An 11475-nucleotide genomic window follows, 5' to 3' on the forward strand; every position below is an offset into this window, starting at 1 on the left:
CACCGATCGCGTGGTGGTGGTGAAATATAGCAGGTCTCTTTCTTGATGCGATCCGCTGCCGAATAGTCCCAACCGCGTCGGCACCTCCGAAGTAAAAAATTCGTTACCTCACCCATATGAGAACTGCCATAAAATACCGCGCCACCCCACGCTACCGCAGACCTCTCCCCCGCACAAAAGTCCTGCGATCGGCCTATAGTGCCTTCCCCACCGAAAAAAACAACCCGGCAGTTCATCCCCTATCGAAAATGCTATAGTGACCAAAAAACCGGCAAGCCGCACTTTCCACCAAACCCCTCCCCCCACCCATTGCAAAACCCCCCAGCCATCCTTGCATTTTCCTATCAAACTAAGCTATCTTTGTTCTAACTCCTGCAAGCTCCATGTAATGTTTTTATGAAACCTATTCTCCGTTAAAAACTCATTTTGTTTGCGCTTTGCTGGCCTTTAATGACACTCTTATGGAACAGATTTTAAGCTTAATTCCAGACGGTCCAATCGTTGAATTTACCATTCTCCTTTTGGTCATCTTGACCGTTCCCCCCATCTTTGAAAAACTTCGACTTCCCGGATTAGTCGGCTTGTTAGTGGCGGGGGTACTTCTCGGACCCGATGGCGCAGATTTACTCAATCCCGACGAGGACACGATGAAGTTGCTCTCGGACATCGGAAAAATCTACTTGATGTTCGTCGCCGGATTAGAAATCGATTTGGTTCAATTCCGCAAAACCAAAAATCGCTCGATGGGATTTGGCAGCGCCACCTTTTTGCTCCCCTTAATTACCGGGGCCTTAATCGGGCGCATTTTCGGCTTCGATTGGACGCCTTCAATTCTCATCGGATCTTTGCTCGCCTCTCATACCTTATTGGGATATCCAATCGTTAACCGCTTAGGCGTAGTGGGCAATGAAGCCGTCACCGTCACCATTGGTGCCACAATTTTCACCGATATTGCCGCCCTGCTGGTTCTCGCCATTTGCGTCTCCATCAATGCCGGCGAATTCTCCGCCTTCAGTCTGTTTTTGCAACTTGCCGCATTAGGGATTTATTCCTTTGCCGTATTGTTTGGGTTTGACTGGGCCGGGAAAGAATTTTTTCGGCGCACCGGTGATGAAGAAGGCAACCAATTTCTCTTCGTCCTGCTAGCAGTTTTTCTCGCTTCCGTCGGCGCGGAATTTATTAACGTGGATAAAATTGTCGGGGCCTTCCTCGCCGGATTGGCAGTAAACGACGTAGTGGGAAATGGTCCGGTGAAAGAAAAGGTAGAATTCGTCGGCAGTGTGATGTTTATCCCTTTCTTTTTTGTGGGGATGGGACTGCTGCTCGATATTAATGCCTTTGCCGAAACCCTCACCACCTCCTTGGGACTCACCCTGGCGATTGTGGTGGGCTTGATGGTCAGCAAATTCATCGCCGCCACCCTGGCAAAAGTAGTTTACGGCTACAAATGGCTCGAAGCCCTTACCATGTGGTCGTTGTCATTGCCCCAGGTTGCCGCCACCTTAGCCGCAGCCCTCGTGGGGGTGCAACAAGGCGTCATCGAACCGAAAGTGTTTAACGCGGTGATTGTCTTGATGTTGGTGACATCGATTCTCGGTCCGTTAATGACAGCGCGCTTTGCCAGTGGTTTGCCCTTACCGAAAACCAACTTCGAGAACTCCAACCGCGAGATCTGGTGGGAAACGGACCAGCATGAAGGAAAACTGCTGGATTTCAACGCCCAAAACGGCGGCGATCGCCCTTTTACCGTGGTCGTCCCGGTGTACAATCCCCTCACGGAACGCTATTTAATCGAAATGGCGGCACTGCTGGCCCGTCACGAATCCGGGCGCATCGTTCCCGTCTCCGTGGCAATCGCCCACGTCCACATGGATGACCCGCAACTCAACAGCGCCCTCAACCAAAGTCAGAAACTGCTCGATCGCGCCCTGGAGACCTCCAAGGAGTTTGGCGTCCCCGCCGAACCCGAAGTGCGAATCGATGACGATATCGCCCACGGAATCAGTCGCGTGGCGCGCGAACAAAGCGCCAGTCTGGTGGTGATGGGATGGAGTGCCACCACCAGCTTGCGCGCCCGGTTATTTGGGAATGTGATTAATGATGTGTTTTGGTCCTCCCACTGTCCCGTTGCGGTGATGCGCTTAATGGACGAACCGATTAACATTCATCGCATTTTGGTACCGGTGAAAAATTTGACCCCCCAAACCCTGCGAACGGTCCGGTTTGCTCAACTATTTGCCGATTCTAATGAAGGGGAAATTACCTTGCTTCACGTTTGCGATCGGCGCACCCCCCTCGACCAAATCGATCGCTTTGAATTCCAACTCTCTCAACTGGTTAAAGAAGGCGGACCGCAAGTGAATCTCTCTATCAAAACCGTTCCCCATGATGATGTGGCTAAAGTTATCCTGCGCGCCGCCGAATCGATGGATTTGGTTATTCTGCGTTCCATCCGCCGTCGCACTGCCGGTGGTTTAGCCATCAGTAATGTCACCAGCGAGGTGATTCAACAGTTGCACTGTTCGATGGTTCTGTTTGGCGAACCCCACTCCTAATCCCATTTTTTTCCATCCTCTCGTTCCCCCCAGCAACACCGGGCGGGGATTTTAATCCCCGCCGATTTGCTTCCCCACTCGAAAATCAATTCCCTCTGTTAACAATGGAATCTTCTGCCATCCAATCATTAACCCCTTGGAGATTCAACCGCGAAACCGGCGCTTGGGTGCCGGCAACTGATGCGCCCGAGAACATCATCGCTACCGAACTTACCGTCGCCACCTATAATGTGTGGTTTGCCGAATTTTGTTTTCGAGAACGCTGCAAGGCATGGTTAGAGATTCTGAAAACTTGTCACGCCGATGCGATCGCCGTGCAAGAAATCACCCCAGACTCCCTGGCGCTTATCTTGCAACAAGACTGGGTACGAGAACACTACTTTATTTCCGACATCACCGGGAAAACTGTTGACCCCTACGGCGTGGTTTTGCTCTCCCGCTTCCCCCTGCACAATTTATCCCTGCACCACTTACCCACGACCATGTATCGGCAATTAATTGTTGCCGATATTCTCCTCAACGGACACCCTTTGAAACTCGCCAGCGTTCATTTAGAAAGTCAAAAAAGCTCCACCGCCATCCGCGCCAAGCAACTGTCGTTAATTTTTCCCCAATTAGAAACCGCTCCAGCAGCGATTTTAATGGGTGATTTTAATTTTTGTTCGAGCTGGAACGAAAATGATAATTTAGACCCGCGATATGTGGATTTGTGGGCTAAATTAAGACCCGGAGAAGCTGGGTACACCGAAGACACGGATATTAATTTGATGAGACTGGAACAAAAAGGGAAAGAAAAACAAGTGCGGTTCGATCGCATTTTGCTGCATACCACAAAATCGGTAAATTGGCAACCCCAATCCATCGAACTTCTCGGCACCAAACCGATATTTCCCCACAATCCCCATGTATTTCCTTCAGACCATTTTGGCTTAGTGGCACGCTTGTCCCAACCGGGATAAGCCAACCCCCCGGTTGGGTGTTCTTTCACCGATGAGGGAACAGCGCCGCATTCCCTCATCGGGTGGGAAAACCCTACACCACTTGCTTTGCTTGAAACTGCTGTAAATTCCCAGGCGAAACCGCACCATATTCGGTTATAATTGCCGCAATTAACTCCGCAGGGGTTACATCAAACGCGGGATTGTAAAACTCCACCCCCGAGGGACAAATGGTTGTTTGGCCCACTCGAGCCACTTCCGAAACATCCCGTTCTTCAATGGGAATTTCACTGCCGTTGGGCAATTCAAAATCAACCGTAGATAAGGGGGCAGCGACGAAAAACGGAACCTGATGCGCTTGGGCAACAATCGCCAAATTGTAGGTGCCGATTTTGTTGGCGGTATCGCCATTTGCGGCGATGCGATCGGCCCCGACAACCACGGCATCAATCATGCCTTGTTTCATGCAATGAGCCGCCATGCCATCGGTGAGTAGGGTAACGGGGATGCCTTCTTGGATGCATTCCCAGGTGGTGAGTTTTGCCCCTTGCAGGCGGGGGCGAGTTTCGTCTGCATAGACTCTTTCGAGCCGATCGCGCTTCCTAGCCGATCGCACCACCCCCAAAGCGGTTCCATATCCTGCCGTTGCCAATGCACCGGCATTACAATGGGTCAAAATTCGCAGTTTTTCCGGCGTTGCGGGCAACACTTCCACCCCGCGATCGCCGATCGCCTCACAGGTTTGCAAATCTTCCCTTTGAATAGTTTTTGCCGTTTCCAGCAACAGAGTTTTCAGCGACTCCACCGATCCGAGAGTCTGGCGGGCGGTATTCAGCATTCTAGCGATCGCCCAAAACAAATTCACCGCTGTGGGACGAGTTTGGCGCAGGGTTTCCGCCACGGTTTCAAGCTGGGTCAAAAACGCAGTGCGATCGTGGGTTTGAATCTCCCGCGCCCCCAAATACAGCCCATACCCTGCCGCAACTCCAATCGCCGGTGCCCCGCGCACGATCATAGTTTTAATCGCTTCTGCCATATCCTCATAGCGGCGAATTTCCACCACCGTATGTTCTGCAGGCAGTCGCGTTTGGTCAATAAGAATCACGCGGTCTTCTTTCCACACCACGGGATACACAGGGGGATTTCCAGACATAACAAATCCACAAAAACTAGGTTAAGCGCTTCTAAGTTATTGTACTCGACCAGCCGAATCTATGACGAATAGTTTGCCAAAATCCCACCAGTTTCCGAATCAGGATGAGCCGGATGCCTCGCGTAAACTTTTCAATCCACAAAAAAGAGGCCAAAAAAGCGTAAATCCAGAGAAAGAGAACGCCGAAAAACCAGGCTTCCCGGGGTTCTCTTTCCCTGGAATTTGTAACGCTTTGATAGAGCGAATGACTCACTCAGTTAATTAACGGACAACAGACACCGGGGATTGGAAGGTTTGTAAAATGCGATCGGCCATTTGTGCAGGCGTCAAGTCCAGATCCGCCTTAGACTCATCGGGCTTCGCGTGATCCACCAACTTATCCGGTACGCCCAGACGCTGCACCGGCACGGTGATATTGTTATCCAGCAGAGCTTCCGCCACCGCCGAACCAAAACCGCCCATGATGCAGCCTTCTTCCATCGTCACCACCTTACCGATGCGTTGGGCCAGGGGTAAAATCAACTCCGTATCCAGAGGCTTGACAAACCGGGCATTGACCACCGTAGCTTCGATGCCATGTTCGCTGAGAATTTCCGCCGTTTGCATTGCCGGATGAACCATCGAACCGTAACCGAGGAGGAGCAGATCGTCGCCATTGCGAAGAATTTCCGCTTTGCCAATTTCCACCGGTTCCCAACCTTCATCCATCAGCGGCACACCATAACCGCTACCGCGAGGATAGCGCATGGCGATCGCGCCATCGGTGTAATTAATTCCCGTCACAAGCATCCGTTGCAATTCCGCTTCATCTTTTGGTGCCATCAGCACGATATTGGGGATGCAACGCAGATAGGCGATATCGTACAGACCTTGGTGCGTCGGACCATCCGCACCCACAATCCCAGCGCGATCGAGACAGAAAAACACCGGCAGCTTTTGGATGCAGATATCGTGAATGATTTGGTCGTAGGCCCGTTGCACGAAAGTGGAATAAATCGCCGCTACCGGGCGCATTCCCTCGCAGGCTAATCCCGCCGCCAAGGTCACCGCATGTTGTTCGGCGATGCCCACATCGACGTATTGTTTGGGCAGTTTTTCTTGCAGTTTGTTCAACCCAGTGCCGGTTGCCATTGCGGCGGTGATGCCGACAATTTTCGGATTATCTTCGGCGAGTTTAATTAAAGTTTGAGCGAAGACTTTAGAATAACTCGGGGGTTTGGGTTTATTGGAAGGAAGTGCCTTGCCGGTGGCGAGATTGAAAGGACTTTGCGCGTGATAGCCCACTTGGTCTTTTTCGGCGATCGCGTATCCTTTGCCCTTCACCGTAGCCACATGCACCAGCACCGGTCCTTCCATCTGATGCGCCTGAGAAAAGGTGGTCATCAGTTCTTCCAGATTGTGACCATCCACCGGGCCGATATAGGTAAAGCCCAATTCCTCAAACACCGCGCCCACTTTCGGCACAGCCAAGCGCTTCATCCCTTCTTTCAGCCGTTCCATTTCCGGCGTGAAGGTTTCTCCCACAAACGGCAGATGTTTGAACTGTTCCTCTAAGTTATCTTTGAGGAACTGAACCGGCGGGGAAAGGCGCATTTTATTTAGATAGCGAGGAATCGCACCCACATTCGGGGAAATCGACATCTCGTTATCGTTAAGCACCACCATCAAGTTCGTGTGGGGCAAGTGACCCGCATGATTGATCGCTTCTAGTGCCATTCCGCCAGTCAGGGCACCATCTCCAATCACCGCCACCACTTTATATTGCTCCCCTTGCAGGTCTCGCGCCAGGGCCATTCCCAATGCGGCGGAGATGCTGGTGGAGGCATGACCTGCGCCAAAGTGGTCGAACTTGCTTTCGCCGCGCTTGAGATAGCCGGCAACCCCGTCTTTTTGTCGCAGGGTGTGGAAGCGATTGTAGCGACCAGTAATCAGTTTGTGGGGATAGGCTTGGTGCCCCACATCCCAGACTACCTTATCGCGATCGAGGTCTAAGGTCTGGTAAAGAGCCAGGGTCAGTTCCACTACCCCTAGCCCCGGACCTAAGTGCCCGCCACTGGCGGCGATGGTTTCTAGATGCTTTTCGCGAATTTGTCGAGCAATTTGCTCGAGTTGATGAATCGACAAACCGTGCAACTGGTTTGGGTGTGTCAGTTCACTCAGATGCATATTGTGTACCCACTCTAGCGATCGTGCTTACTCGGATGTTTCCCTCGATCGACCGTCTTGGGATCGGTACGCCTGCCGTCCGGATGAGGGTCGATCCCCGGGCGATCGAGTCCCTTGACGGTCTCGAATCGGGGAGAGACTTAAATCAGTCCAGCTTAATGGAGTAATAAGTCCTGTTTAATTTACCAGCATAATAGCTGTTGTTCTTATTAATCTAGACCACCTGCCCCGATGAGGGGAACGGTCCGACAAAAAATCCCACCCCCAAATCGGAGGTGGGACTCTTGCTTAAACCAGTGGGATGAACCGCAAACGCCCTACCGAAACTCTTTCCAGCTTCCCTAGCCCTTTCGTGGCACTATTCTCGCAGCACTGGCGAAGGCGAGGGTCTTATCTTAGGCGGTTTCTTCGCGGCGACGACGGGTCAAACCCAAGGCACCTGCACCCACTACCAATGCCAATACCGTACCGGGTTCGGGAACGTCTTCCGGCTGCACGGATCCGTCTTTGCTGGTGCCTACTTTGATTTGATAGGCGAGACGCGATTGGGTCGGGGCCTCACCCAGCCAGCTCATAATCGAATCCCCAGACAGTTTGAAGCTATCGCCGGATAATCCGCCAATTCGCAGATATTCTACGCCGTCATCCGTATTGGCAATGGAAAAATCATCGATCGCCGTCTCGTCAAGAAATAAGTTGTTCACCTCTATACTGCTGCCCGCATTCACGGCCCGGGTGCGGATGAAGATATCGCTAAACGGATCCGTGGCGGTGTAGTCTAAGGTGACATCTCCCACGGTGTAGGTGACCAGACTATTGACCGCATCGTACATCAGCTCGAAGGCTTGCGCTACGCCATTGTCCCAGCTAAACTCAGCGGAATCTCCAGGAAGAATCACCCCTGGATGGTCTTCATGGATATCTAGCTCGAAGGTACTATTGCCGCCAATTCTCCCTTCGGCTACAAATGACAGCTCGTCGATGATGTCGTTAAATGCATAGTCGTCACTGACGCGACTGAGGGTAAAGGCATCTGCTGCCCCCGGTAAGGCACAGACTCCCAAGGTGGCCAGGGCGAGGCTGAATAATGATTTGCGTGGATTCATGTTGTTTTCTCCTACTCAGACTTGACGCTTGAGGCGCTTTCCCCCATCTGTCGATCTATTCCGCCAGTGCTTTTCGACCGCCTCATGTGCCACTATAAGCGCCTTATCCACTCCGAGTCACCCTACATAGGGCGATTTCATCAACTCTTTAAATAGCGGTTGGCAATGGTAAAGTTGAGATGAAGCGCTCGGGGCATTGGTGGGGAACTGACCCCCTGCTTGGCCTCGCGGATGTCTCGTTTCGGTTGCCTACCATGACTTGGCACTATCATCGGGGGTTTGTCACCCTATCGGCAGTGAATTTCGCGCCCCTGTTGGCGTTTTACACCCAATGGCTGGGAATCGAACCTCATGTGTTGATTCCCAATGTTTATGCTGAATTTTCCCTGCCCGGGTTGACTTTGGGCATTTTCCGCCCTAAAGCATCCCACGAGTCGGAATTTGCCCACCCGGGCCACAGCAGCATGAGTTTGTGTTTTGAAGTGGATAATTTGGAGGCGGCGATCGCCCATCTTCACACTTTAGGCTGTCCGCCCCCCGGCGAAATTTTCCCGGCCAAACACGGTCGCGAAATCTATGCTTGCGATCCGGCAGGCAATCGCTTGATTTTGCATCAATCTCGTTAATCCCAACCCCGTCAGTGGTAACTCGCTGCAGTTTGGCTCAAGTGCCGTACCCGTAAAACAACTGCGCCATACTACACAAGGCAAACAAGAGGGTTAAGACAAAAACTCCGGTTGCCTGAATCCTGCGGGTTCGATTTACCGGCGCGATCGCGGTTCTTACCCAAATTGAGGTTGCCGAACCCACCACATAACTGGTAAACAATACCAAATACGGCCAATCTTGAGGCCGTTGCACCCACATGACGGCCATAATTGCGGCTAAGATTAACATCAGCAGTTCCACCGCCCGAGGTGGATCGTCTTCCACCCAAATGAGGACTGTATTCCAATAGGTTTGCCAATTGCTCATTTCAATTATTCAGATAAAATTAATTCGCTTCTATTTTACCGATATTTCAAGAGCGAACATCAGTGGTAAATTCTCTCCCAAGTCTGCGCCTCGCTACTATTGAAAGGCCAAGTATTTTGCGCTCTTTCTTATCTTAATCGGTGGATTCCGAGAGGTTGGTTTAATCTCCGGATAGCCATTGCTGTTGTTGGTGTAAATTGGCGATCGCTTCTTCGATTTGCACCTGGGGAAATTGTTCGTAAAAGCGGCTGACGCTGAGGAAGGGTTGGGGGTTGGCCAAGACTACGAGGCGATCGCACCACTGGGTCAGCACTTCCATCAACTCGGCGGGTGCAACTGGCGTACAGATCCACACCTGGGCCGGTTGTTGCTTTCGCAACCCTTGGGCGGCAACTGCCATTGTCATGCCGGTGGCAATCCCATCATCCACCAACAGGGCGATCGCCCCTGCCGGCTGTACTTGCGGACGCCTCGAGGCAAATAAGGCTTCCTGGGCTTGTGCTTTCGCCGTCGCTTCCGCTTGCGCTAACCGTCGAAACCGAAACCGTCGCGATCGCTGTTTCACCCACAAGACTTGCCCATCTGCGGTAACAGCACCGATCGCCAGTTCGGGATTGTCCGGGCGGGTAATTTTTTTCGCCACCATAATATCCAACGGACAACCCAACCGCCGCGCCACCGGTTCGGCGACGGGCAATCCCCCACGCGGGAGGGCATAGACAATCGGCGGTTTCTCCACCTCTGCCGGATCCAGTTGGCTGATTTGCGCCGCGATCGCTTTGGCAAGTTGCTCGCCGGCTGCCCTGCGATCGTAAAATAATGGGGCAGGTGTCATTGAATCCTCCAGCCCTTAGCTCCTTTTCGTTGCCTCTATCATCTCTGATTCTGTACCCCATGCTTGACAAATTGTCTCTTTTCCCCTGCGGCAGGGTAGTCTAAAACCCAGGGCACCGGAAACGCACAACTACAGCCAAAGGCACCCGCGCATGAAACGCGATCGGCAATTGGCAATCGGGAAGCAGGCGGCAATCGCAATATCCAATCCTACCTTCCCGCGTTACCAGCACTTTGCGCGATCGAGCCGACGCGAGGCGACGCCGACGAAAGCGTAAAGCAACATAATTTGCACGCTTGCATAACATACTATCAACTGAGAATGAGCGACCCGAAGCAACTCAATCTGTTCGATTTTTCCGATGCATCGGAACCGACCCCAGAACCATCGGTGGATCGAGATTGGATTCCGTTAGATGGCAAAGTCCCCATTCCACCAGGAACCTATGAAACCATCGAGCAGATGGCTAACCACTGTCACCGATGCCAGCGATGTGAATTGGGAGGGAACCGCACCCACGCCGTCATCGGACGAGGCAATCTCCACGCCGCGATCGCGATCGTCGGCGAAGCGCCCGGACAACGCGAAGATGAAACCGGCTTGCCCTTTGTGGGCAAAAGTGGCGAACTGTTAGAAAAAATTCTCGCCTCGGTCAACCTCAGCACCGATCGCGAGGTCTATATCTGCAATGTCAATAAGTGCAGACCCCCAGGCAACCGCACCCCCACCTCCGACGAAATCGCCGCCTGCAAACCTTACCTCCTCGAACAACTTCGCCTCATCAATCCGAAAATTATTCTCTTAACTGGCGCAACTGCGGTTAAAGGGTTGCTTGGCGACAAGCGCGGCATTACTAAAATTCGCGGTCAGTGGTTCCCCTGGGAAGGGCGACTCTGTATGCCGATTTTTCACCCCGCCTATCTCCTGCGAAACCCCTCCCGGGAAAAAGGCTCTCCCAAATGGCTCATGTGGCAAGATATCCAAGCAGTACGCGCGAAATTAGACGAATTGTCAATAGCTGAGGGTTGAGAGGCTACGGAGGTTACACATTTAATTTGCATATTCCACCCAAAGGCGATCGGGCAATTTGTCGCCCTGGCTAGCTGCGTGACCCCCCCCCGCCAAAATTGAACAATTCTCCCACGGATTGGCAGCCGGGGGTCACGCACCCTACGTAGGCTATCTGAAGGGAGAACCTCTACAGCAGTAGCAAAAGCGTTACAATAATTCTGAAATAATAGCGGAGGCAATCAAGCCATGAATTTAGAACAAGCCGTTTTGTAAACCTTGCGGGAATTGACACCGGATAAACAGCAAGAAGTGTTAGATTTCGCCAAGTTTCTTCATCACCAAACCACTCCTAAACACCCCTTAAAGAGCGTCAAAGGGTTGTGTGCTGACTTAGCCGTAGATATTACCGAAAAAGACATCACCCAAGCCCGAAAAGAAATTTGGGGTAATTTTCCCAGGCAGATTGTTTGATGCTATCAGTCGTAGCAGATACCCATACCCTCATTTGGTATGTTTTTGATTTACCCAGATTGTCCCCCGCAGCATTAACTGCATTAGAACAAGCGGCTAATGGAGGAGATTTTATCTACTTTTCGGCAATTTCCATTGTAAAAATTTCGGCTCTACTGAACTTACTATGGAAAGTTGCGACCAAAAACGCAATCAAACCTTTGCCAGCAGCAATATTGAGTCCTCTGCAAATTTCTTTCCTTATCAAGAACAGGCAAGGCTGGCC

General features: G+C 51.9%; 10 protein-coding genes and 1 pseudogene. 6 read left to right on the forward strand and 5 right to left on the reverse strand.

From position 1 onward, the window contains the following. Positions 1-461: 461 nt before the first annotated feature. Entirely contained in the window at positions 462-2555 is a 2094-nt protein-coding gene (locus LKK83_RS04675) for a cation:proton antiporter (protein WP_324629749.1), read from the forward strand. A 104-nt stretch (positions 2556-2659) separates the two neighbouring features. Next, positions 2660-3514, forward strand: coding sequence for an endonuclease/exonuclease/phosphatase family protein (locus tag LKK83_RS04680; RefSeq protein WP_324629750.1), 855 nt, complete (start codon positions 2660-2662; stop codon positions 3512-3514). Positions 3515-3587: 73 nt separating this feature from the next. Here LKK83_RS04680 and mtnA read toward each other — a convergent pair whose 3' ends face one another. From mtnA to LKK83_RS04695, 3 genes are all read right to left on the reverse strand, one after another. Continuing rightward, positions 3588-4646: an S-methyl-5-thioribose-1-phosphate isomerase gene (mtnA, locus tag LKK83_RS04685; protein WP_324629751.1), complete on the reverse strand. Its 1059-nt coding sequence runs from the start codon at positions 4644-4646 to the stop codon at positions 3588-3590. Positions 4647-4907: 261 nt separating this feature from the next. After that, complete coding sequence (gene dxs, locus LKK83_RS04690) at positions 4908-6812, reverse strand: 1-deoxy-D-xylulose-5-phosphate synthase (protein WP_324629752.1); 1905 nt, start codon at positions 6810-6812, stop codon at positions 4908-4910. A 395-nt stretch (positions 6813-7207) separates the two neighbouring features. Beyond that, positions 7208-7918 (reverse strand): PEP-CTERM sorting domain-containing protein, encoded by a 711-nt coding sequence (locus tag LKK83_RS04695; protein ID WP_324629753.1) that lies wholly within the window; start codon positions 7916-7918, stop codon positions 7208-7210. Positions 7919-8172: 254 nt separating this feature from the next. Here LKK83_RS04695 and LKK83_RS04700 point away from each other — a divergent pair, with 254 nt between their 5' ends. Beyond that, the gene (locus LKK83_RS04700) at positions 8173-8544 is read left to right on the forward strand and encodes a VOC family protein (RefSeq protein ID WP_324629754.1); all 372 of its coding nucleotides are present in this window, start codon (positions 8173-8175) and stop codon (positions 8542-8544) included. A gap of 37 nt (positions 8545-8581) precedes the next feature. Here LKK83_RS04700 and LKK83_RS04705 read toward each other — a convergent pair whose 3' ends face one another. Both LKK83_RS04705 and LKK83_RS04710 read right to left on the reverse strand, forming a co-directional pair. Beyond that, positions 8582-8893: a hypothetical protein gene (locus tag LKK83_RS04705; RefSeq protein WP_324629755.1), complete on the reverse strand. Its 312-nt coding sequence runs from the start codon at positions 8891-8893 to the stop codon at positions 8582-8584. Between the two features lie 160 nt (positions 8894-9053). Further along, positions 9054-9728, reverse strand: coding sequence for a phosphoribosyltransferase (locus LKK83_RS04710; protein ID WP_324629756.1), 675 nt, complete (start codon positions 9726-9728; stop codon positions 9054-9056). 321 nt (positions 9729-10049) lie between these two features. On the opposite strand from LKK83_RS04710, the gene LKK83_RS04715 reads away from it, so the two are divergent. The 3 genes and pseudogenes from LKK83_RS04715 to LKK83_RS04725 all read left to right on the forward strand — a co-directional run. After that, positions 10050-10757, forward strand: coding sequence for a uracil-DNA glycosylase (locus tag LKK83_RS04715; protein WP_324629757.1), 708 nt, complete (start codon positions 10050-10052; stop codon positions 10755-10757). Between the two features lie 267 nt (positions 10758-11024). Further along, positions 11025-11210 carry a hypothetical protein gene (locus LKK83_RS04720; RefSeq protein WP_324629758.1) on the forward strand — a complete coding sequence of 62 codons (186 nt, stop codon included), beginning with the start codon at positions 11025-11027 and terminating at the stop codon, positions 11208-11210. Then, positions 11210-11475 (forward strand): annotated as a pseudogene (locus LKK83_RS04725) (hypothetical protein); the annotation flags it as partial. The gene LKK83_RS04720 and the pseudogene LKK83_RS04725, both read left to right, overlap by 1 nt.

It is taken from the genome of Phormidium sp. CCY1219 (assembly GCF_035615515.1).
Classification (GTDB): domain Bacteria; phylum Cyanobacteriota; class Cyanobacteriia; order Cyanobacteriales; family Laspinemataceae; genus CCY1219.

What these genes read in the sequence shown, in the direction of transcription:
- LKK83_RS04675 (WP_324629749.1), top strand. Translation starts at nt 462, where the DNA reads ATGGAACAGATTTTAAGCTTAATTCCAGACGGTCCAATCGTTGAATTT.
- LKK83_RS04680 (WP_324629750.1), top strand. Translation starts at nt 2,660, where the DNA reads ATGGAATCTTCTGCCATCCAATCATTAACCCCTTGGAGATTCAACCGC.
- mtnA (WP_324629751.1), bottom strand. Translation starts at nt 4,646, where the DNA reads ATGTCTGGAAATCCCCCTGTGTATCCCGTGGTGTGGAAAGAAGACCGC.
- dxs (WP_324629752.1), bottom strand. Translation starts at nt 6,812, where the DNA reads ATGCATCTGAGTGAACTGACACACCCAAACCAGTTGCACGGTTTGTCG.
- LKK83_RS04695 (WP_324629753.1), bottom strand. Translation starts at nt 7,918, where the DNA reads ATGAATCCACGCAAATCATTATTCAGCCTCGCCCTGGCCACCTTGGGA.
- LKK83_RS04700 (WP_324629754.1), top strand. Translation starts at nt 8,173, where the DNA reads ATGACTTGGCACTATCATCGGGGGTTTGTCACCCTATCGGCAGTGAAT.
- LKK83_RS04705 (WP_324629755.1), bottom strand. Translation starts at nt 8,893, where the DNA reads ATGAGCAATTGGCAAACCTATTGGAATACAGTCCTCATTTGGGTGGAA.
- LKK83_RS04710 (WP_324629756.1), bottom strand. Translation starts at nt 9,728, where the DNA reads ATGACACCTGCCCCATTATTTTACGATCGCAGGGCAGCCGGCGAGCAA.
- LKK83_RS04715 (WP_324629757.1), top strand. Translation starts at nt 10,050, where the DNA reads ATGAGCGACCCGAAGCAACTCAATCTGTTCGATTTTTCCGATGCATCG.